Genomic DNA, 25,338 nt, shown 5'->3' with positions numbered 1-25,338 from the left:
TCGCCAAACTATTTATTGAGATCCGATGCAATTATCAGCAATTGATAGAATTAATGAGCTGATTGGCGTAAATGTGATGTTTTATCGTTGACCCTGCGTGCGGTATAAGCTTTGATAACATCCATGTCTAATAAGAAACAGGGAAAAATAATGGAGCAGTTACGTGGACTTTATCCAGCGTATGAACCCTACGACAGTGGTTTATTAGACACCGGCGATGGGCATCAGATTTACTGGGAGCTCTGTGGTAACCCTGAGGGCAAACCAGCGGTATTTATTCATGGTGGTCCAGGCGGGGGAATAGCACCTTATCATCGGCAATTGTTTAATCCGACAAAATATAAAGTATTGCTGTTTGATCAACGTGGGTGCGGGCGCTCGAAACCCCACGCCAGCCTAGACAACAACACCACGTGGCATTTAGTCGAAGATATCGAGCGGCTGCGTAAAATGGCTGGTGTAGATAAATGGCTGCTATTTGGTGGTTCATGGGGTTCCACACTGGCGCTGGCCTATGGAGAAACACACCCAGAGCGAGTCAGTGAAATGGTGTTGCGGGGTATCTTCACCCTGCGTAAAACAGAGCTGCATTGGTACTATCAAGAGGGTGCTTCGCGTTTCTTCCCCGATAAATGGCAACGTATTTTATCCATTTTGTCGCCAGAAGAGCAGGGGGATGTTATCGCGGCTTACCGCAAACGACTGACATCACCAGATAAGGCGGTGCAGTTGGAGGCAGCTAAAATCTGGAGTCTGTGGGAGGGGGAAACCGTCACTTTATTGCCGACCAAAAGTTCAGCGTCATTCGGTGAAGATGATTTTGCATTGGCTTTTGCGCGCATTGAGAATCACTATTTTACCCATTTAGGTTTTTTAGATGATGATAATCAACTGCTCGATAACGTTACGCGTATTCGCCACATACCTGCCGTGATCATTCATGGCCGATACGATATGGCTTGCCAGCCACAAAATGCGTGGGACTTAGCACAAGTTTGGCCAGAGGCTGAATTGCACCTTGTTGAAGGGGCAGGGCATTCATTCGATGAGCCAGGGATTTTGCATCAGTTAATTCTTGCTACGGACAAGTTTGCTCGTAAATCCTAACCGCATATTAGTTTACGCCTGTAGTTTTACCTAACAGGCGTTTTATCATGATTTCATTTTAGGTTCATACGGCAAACGCGAGAACTTATTCGACTCGATTCGGTAATGTGCAAGCCGTTGTGAAAAGTACTCACGCAATTCTTCTGGTTGTTCTCGTGCGACCATTTCTGGAATAACAGGCATGTTGTAGCGTTCTTTAAATGCGACACCTGACGCCGCCAGATCAACATTCATCTTGGCCATTTCTTCACTAGAGAGCTCTGCCAGATTGTATCCCATCGTATTCTCCTGCTTTCTTGTATCGACTATGGCGCAAAAGGTAATGCAGTCGGCGGGTGTTGGCAAGTAGCGAATATAACGAAGTGAAATGTGATAATGGTATTCAACTCAGCGAGAATAATAATCATCTAACTTTTATTATTATTATTTAATAAAAACCCCACTTAAACAAGAATCATTCTTTTTACTATTTCAGTGGTAATGTGAATGATTCTTATAACAGTTCACTTTATGCGAGTGATTTATTAATTTTGAACTAAAACAATTAGTTATATTATTTTTTTCTTTTCGATAATAATAATGTGAATAGGGTGTTCTTATTTTGTTTTTATCTTGGCATAATACGAGCATCAATCGTTGCTTACCTGCATTATAAAAAGAGAAGGGAATTATTATGTTGAAAACAGAAATGGCACAAAAGCTCAATGAGCAGCTGAATCTGGAATTTTACTCTGCGAATCTATATCTACAAATGAGTGCTTGGTGCAGCGATAAAGGCTTTGAAGGCGCGGCAGCATTTCTAAAAGAGCATTCTCAGGAAGAGATGCAGCACATGCAGCGTCTATTTGAGTACCTCAGCGGAACCGGCTCTATGCCTGTTTTAGGTACCATCAGTGCGCCACCAATTGATTTTGCCTCATTGGCTGATGTCTTTAAATTGACCTACGAACATGAGCAATTGATCACCACTCAAATCAATGAGCTTGCCCATGTTGCAATGACCACTCATGACTATTCTACTTTCAACTTCCTACAATGGTATGTTGCTGAACAGCATGAAGAAGAAAAACTGTTCAAATCAATCTTGGATAAATTGGCTCTGGTTGGTAATAGTGGCAATTCATTGTTCTTCGTCGATAAAGACTTAAAAACAATGGCCGCTCAAAGCCATCCACAGGCTTAATTTCACCGATTAGTGTAGATTTGTGAGACATTCGCTGCAGCAATGAGTGCCTTGAGGAACAGGTTGCTGCAGTGTTTTGTTTTAGCTCCGCAATGCTAGCTGTAATGGCCCCCCATCATATTGTTTTCTCACCATTTACATATTGTTTACCTTTGGTTTCTCGACTTGCAATAACTAAATCGTTATCATTTGCATTAACGTCAAACTGGTAAGTTTAGTTATCGTTCAACTATTGGTGATATTTCAATCATCAATCAGAAACTGGCGTTTTCTTTTGTGTCCTACCTCACAGGTAGTGCAATTGACTGGATTTGATAGGGGTTTGCTCTGCCAATATAGGATATGGTTGGTAGCAGACTGATTATTCTCCCCATCGATAAAGGGATACCATGTTTATTCGTAAAGTACGTTCTTCATGCCGCATGCTTTCGGCACTTATCGTGTTATTTGTTGGGCTATCTAGTCAGCAAGCTCTTGCTCATGCACATTTAAAGATTGAGTCTCCTGCTGCGGATACGACCATCGGGTCAGCACCAGAAGCCCTGACATTGGGGTTCTCGGAAGGAATTGAGTTGAATTTCAGCGGCGTAAAAGTCACAGGTCCAGATAACAGCGTCGTGAAAACGGGTGTTCTGAAATTGGATCCAGCTAACAACACACAATTGATACTGCCCATCGATCACGCATTGACTGCGGGTAAATACAATGTTTCATGGCATGTAGTTTCGGTTGACGGTCATAAAACCAAAGGCACCTACAGTTTCACAGTGAAATAATATGTCTTTAGCGGCGCTATTTATTCTTTGTCGCTTCCTGCATTTTTTAGCGGTGATGCTGATGTTTGGCATCAGTCTATTCACCGCTGTTCTCGCATCAGGTCCATTTTCCTCGATACTCGCAAAACGCCTATCACTTCTGCTGATTATCAGTACAACGCTTGCCTTTATCTCTGCAGTGAGTCTGCTCGCCATTCAAGCTGGCATAATGGGGGATGGCTGGTCTGATACCTATCGATTGTCTGTTTGGTGGTCGGTGCTGGGGACTCGTTTTGGCCAAGTGTGGCAGTGGCATCTAGCGTTATCGGTTCTGAGCATGGGGATAATCTTCCTCGGGCCAACCCGCACTGCAGTACGGATGATGGTTGTCTGCGCAACCCTGCTATTAGCCAGTTTGGCATTCACAGGGCATGCCGCAATGCACGACGGTCTATTGGGCTGGATTCATCAGACCAATCAAGTCATACATCTAATCAGTGCGGGTTACTGGGTCGGATGCCTTCCTCCATTGCTTATCTGCCTGGCTTATACCCGCAATCAGACGGTTAAACGTGAAGCCACCACGGTCTTAATCCGGTTTTCAAGTTGGGGGCATTTGTCTGTTGCGTTGGTATTGGCGACGGGCGTTATTAATAGCTTAATTATGTTGCGCGATACTCAACTTGAACTGACATCCCGCTATCAGATGCTGTTGTTCAGCAAAGTTGTATTGGTCATGCTGATGATTGCCATTGCGTTGATTAACCGCTATCGCATTGTCCCTATGCTCAGAAGACTTCCTGCGAAAGCGAACTATTGGCTGGTGGTAAATAGCTGTACTGAAATCTTGCTTGGTGCAGCAGTGTTACTGTTGGTCAGCTTGTTTGCGACCATGGCACCTGTCTAGTATGAGATATAGAGGCGGTATATCTCGTACTCTGCTTGCATCTACGCCTGCGTATGCGAGAAAATCAACACTATGAATAGCTTGAGGATAATTAAAATGAAGGGTTCTGTGTTGGCGTTAACCTTACTGGTGCTATCAGTTAATGCTTTTGCTGCGGGGAAAATCATCACTGTCAGTAAGTTTGAGTTTGGCAAGAAATGGGCGTTTACTCGGGAAGAAGTCATGCTGGAATGCCGAGCAGGTGATGCATTATTTGTGATTAACCCGAGTACATTAGCGCAATATCCGCTAAATGATATCGCGACTGAGCAGATGAAAGCAGGGCATGTGTTGGCAAAACCATTAGATGTTTTGCTACTTGATGACAGTGCAAATCCAAGTCAAAAGATGAGTTTAGAGCCCTTTGTTCAGCGCGCTATGACGTTATGCCAAAAGTAATGTGACCATTTTTATTGGCATTGGTGAGCATCAGCTCTGAATTAACAAATGGTTACCTATTACCTCTCCAGTGCAGATGCTTATTATGCAAATTAATTTACAACCGTAATTAATTACTTTTGCAATCAACTTGGCGAAAAGCATGCTCTCGACTACGCTTAAAGGGTACGGCTGAGTAAGCCTACGTTAATGCCAACTTTTAGCGCACGGCTCTCTCCCAAGAGCCATTTCCCTAGACCGAATATAGGAATCGTATTCGGTCTTTTTTAATTTGTTGATTTTATTGGTATTTTTATTTTTCTCCCGAAATCCCCCGAAATTTCCCCGAAATCCTATACTCGGCCTAAATCTCAACCCACTCATTTTTACGTGAATCCAGGTATACATTCGTCATTTTCATCGATTTATGTCCAAGCAATTTCTGTGCAAATTCCTTACTGTATTCTGCTTTATAAAGTCGTGATGCTAGGCTATCTATTGTCACACCTTCCAGCGTCTACCTATCCTCCAACTGAATCATGGGCGTGCAGAATACGACCGAAGAGATTGGCGCGTTACATTAACAAATGATGCAGACTATTCGAGGACAGACAGATCCGATTCCCTTAGAATAAATCATCGAACAGACTGAGGGTTCTATTGTGTCCGTAATTTATCATTACTGTAATCCTGAGGCTTTTTTACAGATTATTGAGAAAAAGAAACTCTGGCTCTCTGCCACTAACAATATGAATGATTCCACTGAGGATCGTTGGGTTGAAAATTCTCTTGGGAATGTATTACGAAGCATAATAAATGAGACTAATAATGATTGGTGTAATCAGGTATGGTCTTCTTTTACTGTAAGTAATTTGCCGAAGTATGTGGCTTGTTTCTCTACAGATGACGATTCACTTAGCCAGTGGCGGGCGTATGCACTGGATGGTGAAGGAGTGGCAATTGGGTTTGATGAATCCCGTTTTGGCTTGGGCGATTCACTACGCTTGCACGGTGAAACAAGAATTAAACTGAGTAAAATTGACTATTTAGATACACATGAATTAGAGCGAGAGATTAGGCTTTTACTGAATAAATATTACGCCACGCCGGGTAATCCTGAAGAATCCCAGCTCATTCTCACCGATAAACTTAATGAGTTGGGTATGCAGATCAAAAATCCTGCATTTGAAGAAGAGAAAGAAAAGCGAATCATTTATTGGCCAACTTCATCCTTAAGTTACGATGTACCCAGACTTGATAAGCCTGAACAGGTTGGCGAGTTAAGATATCGCATTGCCTCTGGTTATCTGACTTCTTACTATGAGTTTGATTTTTCAGCACAAGATGCAATAGTTGATGTGGTATTAGGTCCGAAAAATAAATTCACGGAATATGATATATATGCATTTCTTAGTCTTAATGATGTGTATGCAAAGCCTCGCCGTTCCGCTGCCACATACCGATAAATTATTAAACTTATTGAATTGACCCCAGATACTCGCTGGATTTCCGAAAGATGTACTACATTGCGCTGAATTCAGCCTCGGCTAATCGCGGGGCTTTTTGCCTCGATTCAGATAGGGGGGATACATCACCTTTCTCCTGAATAAGTCCGCTTTTAGTTCATAGCGCACAGTGAGACTTAGTCGTAACTTTCTGAAGAATACAACCCTAACGTATTAAACGTATCGTAATTTTTACGAATGGCTCCGAACTAACGGTTAACTATATGAAGTTAAAGTCCATGGAAGTATGGGGATATCATAAAGTCTTTATGCCAGGCTGCGGATCTCGTGAAAAATGGGAGGGGATATGTCATAAACCAGATCTGTTACTTTCAATGTTTTGGCGGAGGGGAGATTACTGTTAGATACTATAATTCAAATTATCCATAATCCCCCGACCGCTTATTAAGGGCGGGCAGTTACAATTCTTCAGTTCTGCGTGTTCTGGTAGAGATCCCAACGGTTACCGTAAAGGTCTTCAAACACAACCACTGTTCCGTAGTCCTCCTCGCGAGGCTCTTCGCAGAAATTAACTCCTTTTGTCTTCATTGAATTGTAATCGCGCCAGAAATCATCTGTCTGCAGGAATAGGAACACCCTACCGCCGCACTGGTCGCCAATAAAGTTTTCCTGTCTCTCGTTTGAGGCGCGTGCGAGTAGAATGTTACAGTCGCTTTCCGGATTCGGTGTAACCACCACCCAACGTTTCCCTGGCTGTGGCGCATCCTCGACAAGAGTAAAGCCCAGCTTGTCCGTGTAATACTCAATAGCGCAGTCGTAGTCGTCAACAACTACAGCCACATATCCCAGACACCGCTTCTGCGTTCTCATTTTCTGCTCCGTTAGGTTTAAGGTGTAGCTGACCGGATACTCTTTTATCATAAAAGAGTTTCTATTTACTGTTTTATGGGGGGAATAAAGTACCGAAATCCGCGGTTGGCTCGGAGCTAACTTCGCATGGATACTGGAAGAACCTGACTCTAGCCACCCTCTGATGGCTTGGATGAGGCAGTATCTATATCTTTTTTATCAGTTGATAAAAATCAACAAGTTCATCATGCTCACGCTTTTTTGTTTTCATGTGTCTGCTCCCTATGAATTGGAATCCATTTTTTATTAAAACCTTACCTGAAGCTGGATTGCGATGAAGATGACGACCGCTGATTGCTGATAGATTTAATGTGTTGAAACCAAAAAGAGAAATAGCAACACAGGCTTCACTACAATATCCCTGATTCCAATACGCCTGACCAAGCCAGTAACCGACCTCTGCTTTTTCGCAATTAATATCCATAAGAGAGATGGCGCCAATAAGGCCTTGATCATCTTTTCTGATGATCGCAAATGCAGCCAGTGTGCTCTCTTCCCAATTAGAGCTATGGGATGCAATCCATTCTTTCGCAAGCACTAATGAATAAGGGTGAGGTATATTCGCGGTCACATCAGAAATTAAAGGATCATTTACCAGTTCATAAACTCGATCAGCGTCATCAAATTGAAATGGTCTGAGAATAAGCCGTGGTGTCTCTAAGTGTGGTTGCAACATGATTCCCTCCAAGATAGTAGCTGCACTATTTGCTTGCACATTTACAAAGCGCTTTATTGTTTTGCAGTAAAATTTCAAGAAAATCAATAGTTATATGGATATTCTATACTGCGGAATCAGTTGGCATTAAAGCTATCTGTTATGAAGGTATCGCGGATAATCCTCTATGTTTCTGTATTACTGTGTTGGCAACGTGATAGCAGCCTGCGAACAATTTCCACGCTGGGTATATGACGGTGGCAAGAAATTGTCTGGCTTGATGACTCGCCGTGAGAAGGAATAAGCACTTTGCCTAACTAACTGCATGTAAGGTACCGGAGTTCGTCGTTACAACTTGGGGCGATAGTAGGATGTAAGCATTAGCCTTGAAACGTGAACTGCGGGTCTGTAAAGGACGGCTCGATAAGGTTTTTAATTGGCGGCAGAACGCTGGGGGAAAAAATAATTGTAAATTGATAGCCGTTTTCACAACGGCTCCTTAGGGATATAAAAACTTAAGAATGCTAACCGATATTTATACGCACTGGAAAGTCAGGCGCGCAACGCCATTAACGAGTAAATGAGTATCTATGTCAGTTTTCACTTCTTTCATGGCTTTATTTTGTACCCTACAAAAGTCTGACGCTTTTTTGCTGGCTGTGCCAGTAGCGCCATGAATTCGACCTGCTGCAGGTGCGGCTTCAACTTCGGTAAAGTAGTTCCCGTTATCTAGTCTTTTGATATCCGACTGATATGTCAAACCCAAACCTTGAAACTGTGTTTTGTCATTTTTTACTGCGCACCCACTTAAAATAGTACTCAATATAACTGTTGCTGCAATGATTGAAATTTTCAAATGAAAGTAATCCTTTATATGTTTAGTTGGCCTGTATTTTACAAGGAGTGATGAAACGGTAATTAAACAATGATAATTTTCTGATTGTATTAATTTTATCTCATTGAGTTTTATTGTTTTTTACATATTAAGGTTTTGCTAATCACTCCATTGAGCTGTAATTTATCTACAACAATTTCAGAGCCAAGATAAAGTAATACATCGAGTTCATCAAAGAGTCATGGTCGCATCAGATCACTTTTTACGACAAGTGAAGGTAGTCGTGGAAACGGATGCATATCACGCAGGAGGCCATTTTGAATTGGGGGATGTCGCTACGATCAACGCCGCCATAATCTGAGAGTCACGCCGTTCATGGCAGGTTAATGGGTGACTATCTTAATAATCATCCTTAGTATCTTTCGCAGCTGAGTGAATTACGAACCAAGCTAACAGGGCTATAATCGCCGAAATCGAGACTATAATTAGTAGAACTTTCAATTATCGTACCGCCTTAGTTGGAGTGTTATCAATGTTCGCCCGAGATTAGATTTCAATCAAATAGTCTATAACGATCAATTTATCGAATTTGATCGTTATAGCCGATCAATGTTAAGGAAAAATTATTGGGGGAATTTGTTGGCAAATAATAAAGCTGGGCTTAAATTCCCAGCGTCCAATCGTAATAACCGGTAGTTTTATTCGAAGAGGCAGCTAAAGTGGGGTTATGGTTTCAACCTCATGCTGGAAAACGTAAGGATCGGAAAGTAATTCAAATTCCTCGTCATCCGGATATGTCACTGCCACATGATAGTTTTCACCCGCGAAAGTCTTTACCGCCTCCAGATCCTGCCAGTAAGTGGCAAGAAAAAAATGCTCCCAGCCGTCCCGTGCTTCCCGCCTCACAAATGCGCCTTTGTTTCCTTGTATGCTTCTTGAATGAAATACACCTGTTTTTTCAAGATGTTTCGCAAAACCCTCGGCGTATTTCTCTGGAACGCAGCCATGCCATGTTCTGACAATCATTTCCTTTCTCCCTTTTTGATTAGATGAAGATAACCATATCACGGAAAAATTTGGATACCGAGCATCTAGGATGGCTTATAAGGTGAGTGATATGATTTGTTCAGGGATAGGCGTTAACCCGCTAATTTTAAGTAGGAATATTATATTTAATCGAAATAAGGAATCTTGCTCGGTTTTTTAACTATTAATGAGAGCCACTATCGTAATGGCTCTCTGAGTATTTACATCATAGTGCTAATAATAAGTGTCACTGAAGTCTGCAAAAGAAAACGTTAACCCAAGCACCAGGGGTTGTTAGCATATATTTAGCCTTTGCTTGATTGACAGCGTCAGCTTCGCTGTTAGCTGTAAAGGTCCAGTCCCATAGCCCAGAGTCAGTTGCATCGCCATGAGCACCACTGCATATATATGTCTGGGACTCCGATGGGGCTGCATGTGAAGGTAATGCAGCGAATACAGATAAGAAACAGATTGCTGGAACGATAATTTTTCGAATTGCAGTCAATATATTCATCTTTGATTCTCCCGTAAATTGTAATGAGAAATAGAAGTGCTGAGAATAAATCAGCGGGTGTACAATATCATCGTGAATGGCTAGTTATTTAAACTTTGAATAAACAATTTATAAGTTAATAAGTTAGCGTGTGAAGTGGTATTCTGCTAATAATTAATCTGGTGTCATTTGTTTAAGTGCTAGGTGATTATATGCAAGTAAATGGCTGTTAATGAATATTGTGTATTTTGCCATGAAATACTCACCTACAAATAAAGTCATTATTAATATGGGTATTGAATGGTGAACAGTGGCTTTTAAAAAATCATGCGGAAAAACAATGGCCAGATGATACAATCGCCTTGAGACAAATTAAAAAGTGGTACTTATGAATGTGAATTTTTTCTGCTGTCCGTTGATGCTCCATCCTCGAATAGCGAAAAGCAGTGGTTATCTGAACGTATAATCACTGCCGCGAAACCAAAACGTTCCGTGGCTTTCTTAAAATGGAAGGAAAAAGTCATGAATAATAAACACTGGTCAAAAGTGGAATATCTGCACAGTTCTGTCAAAAACCCGAATATTCTGATCAAAGGCCAACATAGTTACTACAGTGACTGTTGGGATGATGGGTTTGAAAATTCGGTTGTCCGTTATCTACACGGAGACAGCGTTAGTCAACAATGGGAACCGCTTGGCCATATTGACCAACTTATTATCGGCGATTATGTCTGTATCGCCGCAGAAGCTGTGATATTGATGGGGGGGAATCACAATCATCGGATTGACTTTATTAGTCTTTATCCCTTTATGAGTATGATTAGAGACTCTTATCAGCCAAAAGGGGATACGGTATTAAACGATGGTTGTTGGCTGGGTATGCGTTGTATGATTTTGCCTGGTGTTACCGTGGGTGAGGGGGCTGTTATTGCTGCTGGGAGTATTGTCACAAAAGATATCCCTCCTTATGCCATTGTTGGTGGAAATCCAGCTCGGCTCCTAAAGTATCGTTTCTCTGACGAGACTATCGCGAAGATTTTAAGTCTGCAAATTTACAATCGCTCCGACGATGAAATAGAAAGACTTATCCCATTACTCAGTTCCGAAGATATATCTGCTTTGGAATTAGCGCTCACTGAGTTAGATGCGTAAAATCAGCCCCACTTCGGTGGGGCTTTTTGTCCTGCATCAGGAAGGCGATGATTTTGGGGTTATTCAAAGAATCAGTAAAGTTGATACTGTTGAATTTAATCGGTCAACAGCGGAGTCATCTTTTTCATTTAAATGCATGCTGTTATATCGGAAGTGTCTCAGTTTGCTTCATCACTGCCCGCGTTACGGTACACTTCACCGCAGATTAATACGACATCAGGCCTTCTTTCATGGAGACGTAACGCCACGGCCATGCACTCATGACGAGTCGAATAGATGTCATCGGTCACAGGCAAAGCCTCACAAGCATCCATCCCGCAAGTGCTAACCAATAAAACAAATCCTATGAGCATATATTCTCCTTATTTATAGGATTTATATGAGTATAGCGCGTTTATCGATAAGATTGTCTGCTCGTTTTATATTGAACATCAGTGGCCATATAAACGGGTTGGAACTCAGTTAAACTTGACGATGAGGATGGTCACTGCTTTATAAAATAGCGGTTAATTGGCATGATAGGCAGACGCACTACTTTTTTAGGATGAGTGATGAAGCAATTTCCTTTTGATAAGCGTTACGAGATTGAAGATGCTAGCGGTGTTATTGGGTACTACATTGATGGTGATGAGTATATCCGTACACAAGATGGTATCCCAGGCTACCGAATTGATGGTTATGAAGTGTATGAACACGATGCACCAACAAAGCTTGCCGGTTTTCTGGAAGGGAAACATATCACAACACCGGATGCCGATATTCTACTCACGATTCTAGATGATCAGCAGCCTACAGAATAATCTTCATTTTTTAGTTTTAAGTCTTGGAAAGCTGTGTTTTGGAAAGGGCGCAGCTTGTCATCTGAACCACGCCGGAGTCTCAATGAATCAGCAAACGATAACGCTATACAGCGATGCAGATTTTTTCAGTCCCTATGTGATGTCTGCATTTGTTGCACTAACAGAAAAAGCACTTCCTTTCACTTTAAGCACTATTAATTTGTCCACAGGGGAGCATATGCAGCCAGCTTATGCTCGGTTGTCCACGACGCAACGTGTGCCGACATTGGTCATTGATGATTTTCAACTGTCAGAATCTTCGGCAATCGCTGAGTACTTAGAAGACCGTTTCCCCTCGCCGGATTACGCCAGTATTTATCCGCAAGATAGACAGGAACGAGCTCGGGCGCGGGAGATACAAGCGTGGTTGCGCAGTGATTTTATGCCCATTCGAACTGAGCGCCCAACAGAAGTCGTTTTTGCTGGATTGAAGTTACCCCCTTTATCTGAGAGTGGCTTACAAGCTGCCAGTAAGTTGATTTCGGGGCTAGAACCCTTATTGTCAGATGGCAGAAAATATCTGTTTAATGAGTGGTGCATTGCTGATACTGATCTTGCTCTGATGCTTAACCGATTAGTCTTGAATGGCGATCCACTGCCTGATTATCTTCAGCAGTATGCAAGTTATCAGTGGCGGCGGCCATCAGTGCAACAGTGGCGAGCGTTATCGCAGAAGTAGGCCAAGCATCACATGTGGGGAAGGACCCCCAATGGCGAAATGATGTTGTGAAATAGCGCGGGAATGTTGTGAGCAAGACAGATATTAATCGTGTAGAAATGAATAGGAGATAGAAGTAGACGTGAAATGAAGGGAAATACGTTGAATGAGTTTTACTGAATTTGATGTTTTATCAATCGGTTAGATGGAAATGAAAACAATTTAAGCAGCATATGAGCAGTGAGGTGGTGATTGTGCTACACTATGCGGCCGATAATCAAGGATAAAACATGAAAAAAGTCTCAATCATTGCTCAGTGCTTAATAAACGCTAAGAGTTTCAGTGAGATGTCTGAAGCTGAATCCTCGATAAAAAAGGTCTTCAACGATAGTTATGCCGATCACTCTTTTGATGAATGGAATACTGATGTTTCAACGTTGAGTGCTAACCGTATTATCAGCTTGGTCGCGGGAGCTTCCAAGGTTCGCGTCAGAGGGTTGATCCAAGAGTTATGGAACCACTGATCCCCGCTGAACAGTTATCTATGATCGACTTACCACTTCACTACGCCAAGCATGCACGCCATGCTGCGTGGTGAATGTGTTCTCTCTCACTAATTCTACAACTGCCTGTTTCTCTCCTGACATTTATTTCACCAACCAATACTCTCTTGCCTAATAATACGCCCTAGTGAAAATCAGCCATAAAATGGCACGCTTGGTATAGCTAATGTGAGTAAACGATGACTCCCCCACGGTTTATTACCGTGAGTTAACCTAAACTAGCAAGGTTACACAACGGAGAGGTGAACAAATGTCATTGTTTGATAGCATCAAAAGGCTGGTCAGCAGCAGTAATGTGAAAATTAAATGCCCTGACTGCAACAACGCTTCTGAGCAAAGCTCAGAAAAGGTGCAGAAAAATACGGCATTAGTCTGCCCGAGGTGTGGCTGTTTATTTTTACCTAAAGATAAGCATAACTGACGGTCATCAGCCAAAGATCATCGATGCCCACCGCAGTAACATGAGTGCGCCACAGATACATAATAAAACCACAAACATTTTCCAATGTTTAGCATGAAAGCGCTTAGTCACTCTCGGGTCCTTATTTGATCTCAGAATGATGGTTTGGTAAAACCCCTTTCTGCGGGATTTATTTGTCTACCGCAACTCAGTTATAGTAGCGAAAATTTATGCTGATGCGAGCGATAGTTCGCATTGATAAGTGTAAAATGCGTTGCGTCAAAAAGATAACGAATAGGAACAATGAAACTATGGCGACAATCCCACAAAAATATCAAGATGCTGAACGTTGGGCTTTTGGTGATACCGAGCAAGTGGCTGATGATGTATTAGCATTAGTGTTGGACGGTACTAAGACCGCGACTTGCGCGTCTTTAGACGACGAAGGTGTTCCACAGGTGGGCGATGTCTTTGTGGTGGTTAATGGTCGAAATGAACCGGTCTGTGCTGTCGAACTTACCGACGTAGAACTGAAAACGTTCGATCAGGTGGATGAAGCACATGCTTTGGCTGAAGGAGAGGGCGATCGAACGCTAACTTACTGGCGTAAAACACAGCAGCGTTTCTTTGAGGAATACGATATGTTCTCACCAGATATGATGCTGATTTGCATGCGGTTTAAGTTGCTAGAGAAATTCTAACGGGTGCGTTTGACTCATGAGTCATTGGCCTGCTAGCCCTGTCAATTGGCAAAGGAAGATTCCGTCTCTCATTAGTTTGCGCTATAGGTTGACGGATCTTCTTATTGTTATCATTAAGTTACCTTCATGATCCAAGCATCCTGATTTTGATCATAATGCTGCTTATAAAGTAGCCTATCATTGCCATCTAATGTTGCGGGAATACTGGTATGCTCATCCCACCCGTCAAGCTGCATGCACAAGTCAGGATCCGATTTGCAGGGAATACTCAGTATATTCTCGCTTTTCTCCAGCGGTGCAGCTAAGACAGCGTCATCAACTTCGAAACTTCTGATTTTCACCACAGTTTTTACCATAACAGTTCCTTTTTTATTGAGTGGTCTGAGGTATGACCAGATTGGCACTTTATTGAGAATAGCTGAGCTAAAGAAAAGTGCCATCAGGAACGGCTAAAAAATGCAGCAATTTGTTAACACGGAAGTTGGGCCAGATTAAATTGGTTACGACCATTCTTTTTCGAGTAATAGAGCGCTTGATCCGCGGCTAGCATTAAATCTGCCTGATCTACGATGCTAGCGTGTTGGTGAGCACGATAGATGGTCACACCAAGGCTGATGGTGACTTTTCGAAATTTACTGTCGCTATGTTTAATGCCCATCGCTCGGATGGATTGCAAAATATGCTCAGCGACCAAAATAGCCCCTTCTTGATCCGTGTCAGGCAAAATCGCGGCGAACTCTTCGCCACCGTAGCGAGCAACGATATCTGTGGTGCGCTTTAATGATTTTCGTAATGTACGAGCGACTAATCTTAGGCAAGCATCGCCGGAGATATGGCCATAACAGTCATTGAAATTCTTGAAATAATCGATATCAATCATAAGAATCGACAAAGGAGAATTAGAACGTTTAGCGCGCATAAATTCATGGGCTAAAACTTTCTTGAATTCACGACGATTCGGTAGCTTGGTAAGTGAATCGGTTCTGGCTTGAATTTCCAGTCGGCGATTAGCCTTAACCAGTTTCAGTTCCAGTAACTTTCGTTCATGGATATCTTCCGCTGTGCCGTACCAGCACATCACATTGCCATCCTCATCTACGCTAGGGAAGGCGCGGATACGCATCCAGTTCCAGCCTTTCTCAACATGACAAAAGCGAATTTCAACATCTAGCGGTGTTTTCGTTTGGAGTGAATGTTCCCAGCTAACCAGTGTCGGGTGGCGATCTTCGGCATGAATAGTTCGCAGCCACTTATCAGCCAGTGCTTCATCTCGGGTTAAACCGGTGATTTTTTCAAAGCGGGAACTGACATCGGTGATCATCCCATCAGGAGATGCGGTCCAAGGAATCTGTGGGTTCAGTTCGACCATGTTGCGATAATGCTGCTTACTTTTGCGCAGTTTCTCTTCCATTTCTTTCAACGGAGAAATGTCGATCATCGCAACGGACAGACCACTGACTTGACCGCTCGGGTAGCGGGCAGCATTGATCCGCATGAAAAAGGTTCGCTGCTTATCGGGCATTTGAAATTCAGCATCGGGAATGCTTTCGTTGCAATACGCTTTGAGTAGAGCACTTTGCAGTATTGGCGTAATACTCGGTAAGAAGTCCGCGACTTTGCGGCCATTAACCTCGACGGTATTTTTACCCAATAACGTCGCAAGGTAATCGTTTACTGTCAGATAACGCAGGGCTGTATCGATAAAGCACAGGCCTGCGGGGGCATTGGAATAAATAGACTCCAACTCAGACAAACGCTTATCGGCGTCATAAGGCAAATTACTCAGATTACGATCGATGCCGCGATAGCCTTTGAACTCGCCATTGTCACCAAACAGTGGGATGCCACTGGTTTCCAATAAAACTTCACTGCCGTCGGCGCGGATATTACGATTCTGTAGGCCGGCAAATGGGATCCGAGCTGCTGCGATCTCAGCAAATATTTTGCCTACCCGATTTGCTTCATCCTGTGGCATGAAATCAAAAGGCGTTTTACCAATGACTTCATCAGGGTGGCGGCCAAGGAGCTCGATGGATTTTGCGGATGAAAACGTATAACGGCCGGTCGCATCAACTTCCCAGAACCAGTCTGAGTTGTTTTCGATGATATCCCGTAAGCTGTTCATTTCATTTAACAGACTAATGTCTGCTGAATTATCCCGATTATTGTAATCAGTCATGAGGTCCACTCCTGTTAATCGCGGATTTCCTTTACGAGAAATATGTCGGCTACTATTTAAGCCCGCAGATTGTATAACAGGGACAGATTTAGTACAGCTCAATCGGAATATTCTTATCTACAAATTATTTTTGTCTTTAAATACATAAATTAGCGCATAGATGGTAACGGCAACAAATTGATAAATAGGTTATCTGGCCATTTCGAATCATTAATAGACAAGTACCAGACTGACGTCATCTTTGTAGTCTCCTGGTGTGCGTTGATTCTGATTGGGGTTGATAACCGCATGAAAGGGGACTTGCTGCTGAGCACCGGTGCCGGTTCCCGGCTGCATCGAAGTTGAATTCCAAAGTGTAGAGCCTGAAGCGCCTTGATACAGTTGATACTGTAAATAGTCGGTGGCCGTTGATGAGGTCAGTTTCATTTGCTGCCAATTGGTGACCGGATTATTCCCCGTGGTGACGTAGGTATTGAATGTAGAACCTTTGGTGCAGGTGAGGGTAATGTTTTGGCTGATAGCGTTAAATTGGCCGACTAAGGCGAAACTGCCAAAATTGACATCTTGAGCACTGTTGATGGCGCAATCTTTACTGACCACTAACGTGACGGTCACCGTGGATACGTCAGTGCCTGTTCCGGTGCCAGTCCAATAGCCACCAACACAAGCCCCTAGAGCAGCGACCTTACAAATATTGTAGGTCCACGCCAGATTGATGACATCAGTATAAGTGCCAGCGCTGATATTGACATTTATTGCACCATTGGTGCCGGTACGGATATAGATGGGTAGATTTGCCGTGATGCCTGTTAGGCCAATCACCAACAAATTTGCGCTGCTGTAGTCCAATATGCCATTGATCCCCAGCGCGGGGCTAAAGGTACCGTTGCGATAAATAGAGTAGGGGATCAGGTCTCCTGCCGCATTTTTCAGATTGAGATTATTCGTCGTGCTACTTATTTTGGCGGAGAGAGAGTAGGTCGATAATAAGCTGACACCAAGGCCAGAACATGCCATCGGGGTATTTCCCTGAGCATTGACTGTCGTGGTATTCGTCGCCACCGAGGAACTGGGTGGGAGTGTGACAGCGGCTGGAGTGAAAGTACAAGAATCTGCCCATGCTGAAGAGGCCAACAAACCATAGAGTAATCCCACTGCGAGTAATAATCGCGACAGTAAGTTCAGTATCGTGACGATATTACCCAGTGGCTGGGAATGGGCTTTATTGATCTTACCGTGCGTCATGTTCTCTCCATGTATTCCACTATCGGCAGATTAAGGTACCGATATTTTGTATGCCTTTGCTGTTCTTCAGCGTGAATTGCACTGAACAATGAGCCCCGTCGTCTGCCCGTATTATTTCCAGCGTATTTTGCGGCTGTACCTGTTCGATATAAGCGATCCCATCCCAGCCAACATAGCTAATGGTTTTATGAGCAGAGGACAGTATTGGGCTACCTTTAGGTAAATCTTTACCTGATGAATCGATAATATGCAGTGTTGCGGCGGTAATTTGTTCGAGCGGGAAGTCAATTAAATAACCACTGCGCTCGCTGATCGCCAGGCGGCGTTCAACTTCTGGCATGGATATGTCTGCGGGTAAACTCATCGGGTCAATTTGGAACTTCGCCTGATAATAGGACGTCACATTGGGAATAAGTAAATAGCCATCGTTATTCGTTGACCCGATAAGCTGATTTTCATAACTGACTGGGATTTGACCAAAACCGTGGGTAGAGACTAAAGCGAACGCATCATTGATGGTATTACTGGCATAAATTCCGCGATTCATCATCACCAATGAACCGCTGACTTCACCCCAAGTCCGATAATCACCTTCGCCGCCATAAACCCCCACTCGGCTTTCCATGGCTCGGGTACGCCAAATCAAATCAGCTTGCTGGTAGCTGCTATTCGTTCCTGAACCATTGGCATACGCCATGTTCCAACCAAATCCGCCATCAGTCGGTGTGGCGCGGCTGTAGTTGACCCTTTGGCTCCAGTTATTATCCGTATCACGTACGCTACTGACACTGCCCGCACCCCATTCACCCAGTGGAATACTAAAGACCATCTGGGCGTTATAACCGTTGCTGCCAAGTTCACGATTGACCGAAAGATAAAAGCTGGTATTCCCCCATAACGAGGTGTTATAGCTGACGTTGACTAAGCGAGTTCGTTCCCCAAATGCGTCCCGAACATCAAAATAGCCTGTTCCGATGGAACCATAAGTCCCCAATCCGACACTGGCGGTAATTTGATCAGTACGGAGACTCTGACGATATTCACTTTTGTAATTTGCCAAATCGCCATAATTACTGCTGCGCATGATGCGTTGGGCATTCAGACTGAAAATATTATTACTGTAAGTGTAGCCAATTGACTTCTGATTACCGTGCCCGCCATAACGGGTTGTCGTGGTCGATTGTGTGATATCCGTGTTGAATTCAGTCGGTGCGATCCCACTGCCAAAAACCTCATCACCTGCCTGACTCAGGGTATACGCGCCGTTTAGCACACCGTAATTTCCAACGCGCAAGCCCATCCCGCCACCCGCAACATGCAGTTGTTTGGCGATATCTGCTCGGCCCTCTAGCGTCAACCAAGGCGTGGCACCATATCGAACCACACCACTGGCAACTGCATCACCATAGTCGCTAGAACGAATGCCATAGTTTTGGCGAAGCACGCCACTTGAAATACTGAAATCCCATAGGCCGGGTTTTAACAACTCACTGGCAACATAGAATGGAACTGAGGTACTCACTTGCCGACCTAAGGCATCAGTAGTGACCACTGTGGCTTGTCCTGCCCCATTAATTCTGGGGCCATTATCAATCACAAAAGGGCCGGGATTCACTGTCGCGGATTGCGTGCGAAAGTTATCAATATAGAGGTCAACGGTGCTGGGAATAGCCGCTTGACCCGCGAACTGGGGTAGTGGATAAGTCACCAAGTCTGGACGAATGGTAAAGTTGCGCGATAGCTGTAAACCGCCAATACGTACTGAGCTGCTCCATGCGAGGGAACCGGTGATCAAATCTCCAGCCATATAGCTCAGTAGGTGGTTTTCATCGTTAAAGCGCCACTGAGTGTCATAGCGGACATAACCTTTTTCAACAGTAATGTCATTGGTATCGGTCAAACTGGAGCGATAAACACCGGTATTACTGAACACGCCGAAACGGTCAAATAGACGTTGTTCTGTCCAGGCGGAAACGTTACTGGGTGAATTGCTGTTGTTACCTTGACTGGCGTAGACATCGTAGTTGAATAACAGTCCGAGGCTGCTTTTCGCCAAATTATAATCATCTGTTGCGGCAGCGCTAATCTGCTGCTGAGGAAGCCATTCACTCGGGACATCTATGAGTAATCTCTGGCTATTACCTTGATAGGTGACCTTCACTTTATCCATCCCATCGACAGCGATTTCAGATCTATTGGTATCTGGTGCATTGACGACGCCTTCCGGAATAGGTAAACCAACGGCTTTAAGCTGTTCTGGGGTAAGGTAATAATGTCCACCACGAAACACCACGGGCACCGCTTCACCGAAGTGACGACCATTGACCACGAGCTCAAGATAAAGTGTGGTGTCGGGCATCACGGCTGCTGAGGGCGGTGGCGGTAAATCATCCCCTCTTACCATTAATGGTATAAAAACAGGGAATATCATTGAGCCATACATCAATGCCAATAATGGCGAAAGCCTCAATTTGATCATCATCCCAAACCCTAACGTATTTGCTGTTATGCCTGTCTCTCAATGCCACCTCGGCGCATAAATCCCTTGCCTCCTGATATTCAGATGCATTTACTGACGTGGGATAACGATGGGCTTGGTATTACTGTTCACCAGAGCGGTTAATTGCCCCTCATTAGCTGTTTTCGGTACAGAGAAACGCATTTCATTGCCGGGTAATACATATCCCATCAAGCCATTATTGATCGCCTTATTTTGTAAGCTGACTTGAGAAATTCGGGCATGGGTATGACCCTGATTACGAATCGATAGCCATTGTTCACCGCTATCTTTGATAAGCCGGTAGCTCAGATTCAGTGGGAAAAACGTTTCTGGGTTATTGGCATTTTCAGGCTTCAAGCCTGCGCCATAGATAAACAGTGGGATGGAATAACGCATCTGGAATTTCAACCCCATATTCAACGACGGTGTCGGGGCGTCTTCGTTAGGATCTTTACGTGGGATTTCATCAATCAATATCCGGAAGGCCTGCTCTTGCCCCGCAGGCACCTGAGTATTTTTAATCAAGCGGATGAGTTGGCGTTTACCCGGCAAAATCGTCGCGACCGGTGGGCTGGCAAGGATACTTGTTTGGCTGTTGTAATCGTCTTTTCCTGCTTTTTGCTGCCATTCGAGTACTCTGACTTGTAAGTAAACTGGTTGGCTATCTTTGTTTTCCAACCAGAGTGCGGTGGCTTTTTCATCACTGCCTATCACCGGATCAATCGGCCAGATCAGCACAGAGGCTGCCGCATAAAGTGGCTGAGAAACAAGCGCACTGGCTAATGCAAACACCGATGAGAGTAACGTTAATTTTGTCATGGTGACTCCTTGGCATCGTGCCATTTTAAGAAAAGGTCATGACCGCCTAATAAGTGGCGGTAACTAATAATGTATCTGTATAAGTTCCCGCTGTAGGCAGCGTGCTACTGGCAAAAAGCTGTGCATATAAAATAATTTGTTGCAGTTGGCTATTGCCCGTAATGATCTTTGTCGTGCCGCCATTACTGCCATTTCCCCAAATGATGCTGCGAGCGCTGTCCTGAAAAATCTGATACAGCAGGTACTCACCGGTGGTGCTGTTGAGTAGCCGCCTACCGGATGAAATACTGCCTGTGACATTAGCGCCACTATTGAGGGCTAGCGTAATGTTAGGCGTGCCGCTGCATTGAATGACAATGGAGCCAGCATTCTGACTGGAGGCGACGTTAATGGCCGTTGCCAATGAAGAGACGTTGCCGAAGTTGAGCGAACCAAAGTTTGTGGTGTCGGTTGTCCCGCTGCCGAGAATGCAACCCGACAAAATGGTGGCTCTAACGGCAAAAGGACTATTAAGGGTTTCGCTGTGGCTACTCGCAATAGACAGGCTGATTAAGATAAGCGCCAGAATCTTCGCGATGGTGGGGAGGAAACATTTGTATGTCATATCTTTACCTCCCTACCAATTAATGGTGACTTGAACGGTATCGGTATAAACACCTGCCGCGGGTGTGCTTTGCGCCGGTATCAGTCCATAGACAATGAGAGATACAGGTAGACCCGTGGCAATTTGTGAAACGCCCACAGTGTTATTCCAAACTTGGCTATGAGCTGCATCGGTATACAGGTTGTAATTCACATGCTGGTTACTTGGCCCGCCCATCAGGTAGCGGCTACTGACATTGCCGCTTTGCCCGCCATTGAGTAACACGGAAAAGCTGGTTTTATTGCTGCATTGAACAGAAATGGCCCCATTATTGGTTTGTCCGGTCACTGAAATTGGAAGATTGAGAACACTAACGGAGCCAAAACTCAAATTGCCAAAGCTAGTGACACCCCCAACCAGCGTGCCAGCAATGCAGGTTGGCACTAAAGTGGCGGTGACCGTGATATTGGCGGTTTTGGATACGGCATGAACCGGATATACCCGCAGCAATAACAAACTGAAGGCTAGCCCTAAAAATGCCATTCTTTTGCAAATTGGCAGCGAGTTATCCGGATTGCGACTTGGTGTCATTCTCCTTTACCAAGTGACAGTCACATTGACTGTGTCGGTATAGGTACTAACACTCGGCGTTGTCTGTGCGGGAACCTCGGTATAAATAGCCAGTGGAATAGGGGTGGCTATTGCGGTTGCCGTACCTGTCAGCAGGCCAGCCCCGGATGTTCCCCAAGGTACGGTATAAGCGCTGTCATTAAACAGGTTGTAATTAACAAACTCTGATGTTCCACCCGCCATGCGACGTTGGCCACTAGAAACATGAGTTCCGTTATCTATACCAATACTGTAGGCCGTACCCGCACTACAGTATAAGTTCAGTGTGCCACTGGCCGTATTGGTATAAGGGGCTCGGATGCGAACATTTAGGCTGGGCACTGAACCGAAGTTAACTGTGCCGAGATTCGTTAACCCACCTGGCGCAGTCCCATCATTGATATAACATCCAGTAATGATGGTAAGAGACACCCCTAAGGTGCCTGTTATCGTACCTGCACTCTCTGCTGGTGGAGCTGACTGTAAAACGACCATCGCACCAATAATAAGTAAGGGTTTCTTCATTGTTTCTTCCTTAATCATATAATTTACAGCCAGACTATCTAGAAGAAGTGTTGAGCCAATAACGTAGCACAACTGATGTATGCTTATTAAACATGACGAACTCTAGACATTTAATTAATAGCAGTAAGATTCGGAAAGTGTTTAAAATTAATCAAAAAAGGGCTTGTCAATCTCATTTTTATCATTTATTTCCTATTGGGCTGGAAATAATGCAGAAATCCTTTACTGCTTATAGAGAAGATAAATTGATGTTTTTGGCGGTAATATAAACGCTTGAATCAATTCAGCTGAATAATAATTACTGGGGTTAAGTTTTGGATCTTCGCTTAATGGTTAAATTTGCTTTTTGAATATCTGATGGCAATCCACAGGGCGGCAACCCCCAATAACATGACGATGGTATAAGTAGCTTGCATACCGCCACTGATGGCACTGGCGGTCGCCTGCTGAATGTTCCGAGATGAGCTGGTAAACGCGAAAATAGCGCCCATGACAGCTGCGCCCGTAATCAAACCAAGGTTACGCGCAAGGTTTAGCATGCCGGAAACGACGCCTCGTTGATCGGCTCGGACCTCGGTCATCATCAGTGTATTGTTTGCTGTTTGGAAAATAGCGTAGCCTGCGGTCATCAGACTGACTGGCGCGACGTAGGCCAAGACCCCCGCAGTCGTTGATACTAATGTCAAAATACCCGCCCCAAGCGTGAGCGCAGATAATCCCGCGATGACCATGACTCTCGCCCCCCATTTATCTACCAGATAGCCAGCGGGCACACCGCAAAATGCCGCGACCGCAGGGCCAACTGACATGGCCAACCCAACCCATTGAGCCAGCAAATTCAACGCTTGCGAAAGGTAGAATGGACCAACGACCAAGGTGGCCATCATCATTGTGGCGACCAACGTACTCATGATCAGCCCACCACGTAAGCCAGAATGGCGTAACAATGGAAGTTGAATTATCGGATATGCCACGTTTTTTTCAGCCCAGACAAATAAGGCGGTGCCGATGACCGAACCGAATAAGAGCATCCCATTGAGCGCGCTGAACGTGCCGTGCCCGAGTGTCATGGCAAGTGCATAAAGGGCCAATGTCAGTCCTAATAACAGCATGCCGAGTGGGTCGAAACCGCCAGAGGGCAGACGGTTTTTAGGTTCCGAGACAGGGAGGGGGAGATGGTGGGAAACTAGCAACCACGCCATTAGCCCAAATGGGATCATGATCAAGAACATGGCGGGCCAGCCAAATCCGGCAATGAGCAAGCCGCCGAGTGATGGCCCCAGAGCCGTGCCGATAGCCGAAAGGGTACCGAGCATCCCCATCGCGCGCCCTGTTTTCGCCTGACTGATGGTTTCTCCAACTAATGCCAGCGAGAGCGTCATCATGGTGGCGGCCCCTAACCCTTGTAACACGCGGGCAGCAATTAACACTTCGATACAGGGGGCCAGCGCACACCCTAGCGAGGCGAGCGTAAATAACCCGATCCCGGCTTTCAGCAAGAAGCGCTTATCGATGAGATCGCCCATTCGCCCAATGCTGATGGCCGAAGTGGTAATGGCCAGCAAATAGGCCAAAACCACCCATTGTGCTGATTGAAATGAAGCATTGAATACCCGCGTTAGCGTCGGTAATCCCACATTGGCAATGCTGGTCGCTAGTGACGAAAGTAGCATCGGTAGTGAGAGGCTGAGCATGACTTTTCGTGATTGGATGTTATCGATAATGGTTATATCAATGCTGTTGGTATCATTTTTCATTTGGGTATTTGTACCTGAAGGAAGAAACCAAAAGCGTATTTCATTGTGTAATACGGCGGAAGACGCATGAGATACAGCTTATTAGTGCATTTGACGCTATGTCATACGTCGTTGTGCTAGAGTGAATGAATGACAAAACCTGATCTGAATTTATTAATGACACTGAATGTGTTGCTTGCAGAAGGCAGCGTGGCCCGTGCGGCTCACCGATTGGGGCTAAGCCCTTCGGCGATGAGTCGATCATTGGCTCGATTGCGCCAAACGACGGGTGACCCCTTGCTGGTCAGGGCGGGGCGATCCTTAGTCCCCACCCCAAGAGCGCTTGAATTGCGTGAACAAGTGAGCCAATTGGTTCAGGATGCAACATCCGTTTTGCGTCCCGCCGAGAAATTGAATCTGGCGCAGTTAGACCGTGTGTTTACGCTGCGCACCAGTGATGGCTTTGTTGAAAATTTCGGTGCGGCCTTGCTTAAGCGGATACACCTAGAAGCCCCTAGTGTGCAGTTGCGATTTATTCAAAAACTGAATAAAGACAGTACATTACTTCGCGATGGTGTGGTGGATTTGGAGACCGGTGTGGTGGGGGAATCGGCCAGCCCTGAATTACGCAGTCGGGCATTATTTAGCGACCATTTTATTGGTGTTGTGCGGGCTGGACATCATTTGAGTGACGGAGAAATAACGGCTGATCGTTACGCTACTCAGGGCCATATTATGATTTCGCGGCGTCAGGGCCACAAAGGCGGAGTTGATAACGCGTTGCAGTTACTGGCATTGGCGCGCAAGGTGGTGGCCTCGGTTGATGGGATATCGGCGGCATTGGCATTGGCGAAAGGTTCAGATTGGGTCGCGACAGTACCTGAACGCCACAGCTTGAATTTACGTCAAGGAATGTACAGCTTCCCATTACCGATAGCTGTACCGAAAATTACTGTGTCAATGTTATGGCATCCGCGAATGGATGCCGATCTGGCGCATCGCTGGTTGCGGCAATGCGTGCTAGAGGTCTGCGACAAAAACGTTCAGGGCAGTTAAACGCCAACTGCCCTGAATTC

30 protein-coding genes and 1 pseudogene are annotated in these 25,338 nt (G+C 44.8%); 14 read left to right on the top strand and 17 right to left on the bottom strand.

Annotation, left to right across the window (positions count from 1 at the left end; genetic code table 11):
* Positions 1-150 precede the first annotated feature (150 nt).
* On the top strand, positions 151-1,107 hold the full coding sequence (pip, locus tag BN68_RS05910) for a prolyl aminopeptidase (RefSeq protein WP_019210239.1): 957 nt from the start codon (positions 151-153) through the stop codon (positions 1,105-1,107).
* Positions 1,108-1,152: 45 nt separating this feature from the next.
* On the opposite strand, the gene BN68_RS05905 is transcribed toward pip, so the two are convergent.
* Positions 1,153-1,386 (bottom strand): DNA polymerase III subunit theta, encoded by a 234-nt coding sequence (locus BN68_RS05905; RefSeq protein WP_019210238.1) that lies wholly within the window; start codon positions 1,384-1,386, stop codon positions 1,153-1,155.
* A 394-nt stretch (positions 1,387-1,780) separates the two neighbouring features.
* On the opposite strand from BN68_RS05905, the gene ftnA reads away from it, so the two are divergent.
* The 4 genes from ftnA to BN68_RS05885 all read left to right on the top strand — a co-directional run bounded on the left by ftnA (position 1,781) and on the right by BN68_RS05885 (position 4,390).
* Positions 1,781-2,290, top strand: a complete 510-nt coding sequence (gene ftnA, locus BN68_RS05900) for a non-heme ferritin (protein ID WP_019210237.1) — start codon at positions 1,781-1,783, stop codon at positions 2,288-2,290.
* Between the two features lie 389 nt (positions 2,291-2,679).
* The gene (yobA, locus tag BN68_RS05895) at positions 2,680-3,066 is read left to right on the top strand and encodes a CopC domain-containing protein YobA (protein WP_019210236.1); all 387 of its coding nucleotides are present in this window, start codon (positions 2,680-2,682) and stop codon (positions 3,064-3,066) included.
* A 1-nt stretch (position 3,067) separates the two neighbouring features.
* Positions 3,068-3,952, top strand: coding sequence for a copper homeostasis membrane protein CopD (gene copD / locus BN68_RS05890; RefSeq protein ID WP_019210235.1), 885 nt, complete (start codon positions 3,068-3,070; stop codon positions 3,950-3,952).
* A gap of 96 nt (positions 3,953-4,048) precedes the next feature.
* On the top strand, positions 4,049-4,390 hold the full coding sequence (locus BN68_RS05885) for a YebY family protein (RefSeq protein ID WP_019210234.1): 342 nt from the start codon (positions 4,049-4,051) through the stop codon (positions 4,388-4,390).
* Positions 4,391-4,733: 343 nt separating this feature from the next.
* On the opposite strand, the gene BN68_RS23215 is transcribed toward BN68_RS05885, so the two are convergent.
* Positions 4,734-4,874, bottom strand: coding sequence for a tyrosine-type recombinase/integrase (locus tag BN68_RS23215; protein ID WP_391592291.1), 141 nt, complete (start codon positions 4,872-4,874; stop codon positions 4,734-4,736).
* Positions 4,875-5,031: 157 nt separating this feature from the next.
* Between BN68_RS23215 and BN68_RS05880 the strand changes: the two genes are divergently transcribed.
* Positions 5,032-5,835 (top strand): DUF2971 domain-containing protein, encoded by an 804-nt coding sequence (locus BN68_RS05880; protein WP_019210232.1) that lies wholly within the window; start codon positions 5,032-5,034, stop codon positions 5,833-5,835.
* 468 nt (positions 5,836-6,303) lie between these two features.
* Here the strand turns inward: BN68_RS05880 and BN68_RS05875 are convergent, their stop codons facing one another.
* Entirely contained in the window at positions 6,304-6,705 is a 402-nt protein-coding gene (locus BN68_RS05875) for a VOC family protein (RefSeq protein ID WP_042806537.1), read from the bottom strand.
* 184 nt (positions 6,706-6,889) lie between these two features.
* Positions 6,890-7,420 carry a GNAT family N-acetyltransferase gene (locus BN68_RS05870; protein ID WP_019210230.1) on the bottom strand — a complete coding sequence of 177 codons (531 nt, stop codon included), beginning with the start codon at positions 7,418-7,420 and terminating at the stop codon, positions 6,890-6,892.
* Positions 7,421-7,580: 160 nt separating this feature from the next.
* On the opposite strand from BN68_RS05870, the pseudogene BN68_RS23210 reads away from it, so the two are divergent.
* A pseudogene (locus tag BN68_RS23210) lies at positions 7,581-7,703 on the top strand (glycoside hydrolase family protein); the annotation flags it as partial.
* Between the two features lie 231 nt (positions 7,704-7,934).
* Here BN68_RS23210 and BN68_RS05865 read toward each other — a convergent pair.
* Positions 7,935-8,255: a hypothetical protein gene (locus BN68_RS05865; protein ID WP_019210229.1), complete on the bottom strand. Its 321-nt coding sequence runs from the start codon at positions 8,253-8,255 to the stop codon at positions 7,935-7,937.
* 693 nt (positions 8,256-8,948) lie between these two features.
* Positions 8,949-9,260, bottom strand: coding sequence for a hypothetical protein (locus tag BN68_RS05860; protein ID WP_019210228.1), 312 nt, complete (start codon positions 9,258-9,260; stop codon positions 8,949-8,951).
* Positions 9,261-10,275: 1,015 nt separating this feature from the next.
* Between BN68_RS05860 and BN68_RS05850 the strand changes: the two genes are divergently transcribed.
* Positions 10,276-10,905: a CatB-related O-acetyltransferase gene (locus BN68_RS05850; protein WP_019210226.1), complete on the top strand. Its 630-nt coding sequence runs from the start codon at positions 10,276-10,278 to the stop codon at positions 10,903-10,905.
* 158 nt (positions 10,906-11,063) lie between these two features.
* On the opposite strand, the gene BN68_RS05845 is transcribed toward BN68_RS05850, so the two are convergent.
* On the bottom strand, positions 11,064-11,258 hold the full coding sequence (locus BN68_RS05845) for a hypothetical protein (protein ID WP_019210225.1): 195 nt from the start codon (positions 11,256-11,258) through the stop codon (positions 11,064-11,066).
* A 198-nt stretch (positions 11,259-11,456) separates the two neighbouring features.
* Between BN68_RS05845 and BN68_RS05840 the strand changes: the two genes are divergently transcribed.
* The 4 genes from BN68_RS05840 to BN68_RS24275 all read left to right on the top strand — a co-directional run bounded on the left by BN68_RS05840 (position 11,457) and on the right by BN68_RS24275 (position 13,386).
* Complete coding sequence (locus tag BN68_RS05840) at positions 11,457-11,705, top strand: hypothetical protein (RefSeq protein ID WP_019210224.1); 249 nt, start codon at positions 11,457-11,459, stop codon at positions 11,703-11,705.
* A gap of 82 nt (positions 11,706-11,787) precedes the next feature.
* On the top strand, positions 11,788-12,423 hold the full coding sequence (gene yfcF / locus BN68_RS05835) for a glutathione transferase (protein ID WP_019210223.1): 636 nt from the start codon (positions 11,788-11,790) through the stop codon (positions 12,421-12,423).
* 269 nt (positions 12,424-12,692) lie between these two features.
* On the top strand, positions 12,693-12,926 hold the full coding sequence (locus BN68_RS05830; RefSeq protein WP_005272441.1) for a hypothetical protein: 234 nt from the start codon (positions 12,693-12,695) through the stop codon (positions 12,924-12,926).
* Positions 12,927-13,215: 289 nt separating this feature from the next.
* Entirely contained in the window at positions 13,216-13,386 is a 171-nt protein-coding gene (locus BN68_RS24275; protein ID WP_019210222.1) for a YnfU family zinc-binding protein, read from the top strand.
* Positions 13,387-13,392: 6 nt separating this feature from the next.
* Here the strand turns inward: BN68_RS24275 and yniD are convergent, their stop codons facing one another.
* Complete coding sequence (yniD, locus tag BN68_RS24270) at positions 13,393-13,497, bottom strand: small membrane protein YniD (RefSeq protein WP_226720408.1); 105 nt, start codon at positions 13,495-13,497, stop codon at positions 13,393-13,395.
* Between the two features lie 179 nt (positions 13,498-13,676).
* Here yniD and BN68_RS05825 point away from each other — a divergent pair, with 179 nt between their 5' ends.
* Positions 13,677-14,066 carry an ASCH domain-containing protein gene (locus BN68_RS05825; protein WP_019210221.1) on the top strand — a complete coding sequence of 130 codons (390 nt, stop codon included), beginning with the start codon at positions 13,677-13,679 and terminating at the stop codon, positions 14,064-14,066.
* A gap of 113 nt (positions 14,067-14,179) precedes the next feature.
* Here BN68_RS05825 and BN68_RS05820 read toward each other — a convergent pair whose 3' ends face one another.
* The 9 genes from BN68_RS05820 to BN68_RS05780 form a co-directional block, all read right to left on the bottom strand.
* Positions 14,180-14,422 (bottom strand): DUF1480 family protein, encoded by a 243-nt coding sequence (locus BN68_RS05820; protein ID WP_019210220.1) that lies wholly within the window; start codon positions 14,420-14,422, stop codon positions 14,180-14,182.
* 113 nt (positions 14,423-14,535) lie between these two features.
* Entirely contained in the window at positions 14,536-16,245 is a 1,710-nt protein-coding gene (locus BN68_RS05815; protein ID WP_019210219.1) for a sensor domain-containing diguanylate cyclase, read from the bottom strand.
* Positions 16,246-16,455: 210 nt separating this feature from the next.
* A complete protein-coding gene (locus tag BN68_RS05810) occupies positions 16,456-17,490 on the bottom strand; it encodes a Csu type fimbrial protein (protein WP_019210218.1) in 1,035 nt (344 codons plus the stop codon).
* A gap of 19 nt (positions 17,491-17,509) precedes the next feature.
* Positions 17,510-19,972 carry a fimbria/pilus outer membrane usher protein gene (locus tag BN68_RS05805; RefSeq protein ID WP_042806412.1) on the bottom strand — a complete coding sequence of 821 codons (2,463 nt, stop codon included), beginning with the start codon at positions 19,970-19,972 and terminating at the stop codon, positions 17,510-17,512.
* Positions 19,973-20,059: 87 nt separating this feature from the next.
* The gene (locus BN68_RS05800) at positions 20,060-20,809 is read right to left on the bottom strand and encodes a fimbrial biogenesis chaperone (RefSeq protein ID WP_019210215.1); all 750 of its coding nucleotides are present in this window, start codon (positions 20,807-20,809) and stop codon (positions 20,060-20,062) included.
* A gap of 46 nt (positions 20,810-20,855) precedes the next feature.
* Positions 20,856-21,413: a Csu type fimbrial protein gene (locus BN68_RS05795; protein WP_019210214.1), complete on the bottom strand. Its 558-nt coding sequence runs from the start codon at positions 21,411-21,413 to the stop codon at positions 20,856-20,858.
* Between the two features lie 12 nt (positions 21,414-21,425).
* Positions 21,426-21,935 (bottom strand): Csu type fimbrial protein, encoded by a 510-nt coding sequence (locus tag BN68_RS05790; RefSeq protein ID WP_042806534.1) that lies wholly within the window; start codon positions 21,933-21,935, stop codon positions 21,426-21,428.
* A gap of 54 nt (positions 21,936-21,989) precedes the next feature.
* A complete protein-coding gene (locus tag BN68_RS05785; RefSeq protein ID WP_072102413.1) occupies positions 21,990-22,544 on the bottom strand; it encodes a Csu type fimbrial protein in 555 nt (184 codons plus the stop codon).
* 308 nt (positions 22,545-22,852) lie between these two features.
* Positions 22,853-24,283 (bottom strand): MFS transporter, encoded by a 1,431-nt coding sequence (locus BN68_RS05780; protein ID WP_019210211.1) that lies wholly within the window; start codon positions 24,281-24,283, stop codon positions 22,853-22,855.
* A 129-nt stretch (positions 24,284-24,412) separates the two neighbouring features.
* Here BN68_RS05780 and BN68_RS05775 point away from each other — a divergent pair, with 129 nt between their 5' ends.
* Positions 24,413-25,318: a LysR family transcriptional regulator gene (locus tag BN68_RS05775; protein ID WP_019210210.1), complete on the top strand. Its 906-nt coding sequence runs from the start codon at positions 24,413-24,415 to the stop codon at positions 25,316-25,318.
* Positions 25,319-25,338: the final 20 nt, after the last annotated feature.

It is taken from the genome of Yersinia massiliensis CCUG 53443, from assembly GCF_000312485.1.
Classification (GTDB): Bacteria; Pseudomonadota; Gammaproteobacteria; order Enterobacterales; family Enterobacteriaceae; genus Yersinia; species Yersinia massiliensis.
This window is presented reverse-complemented; position numbering and strand designations above follow the sequence as displayed.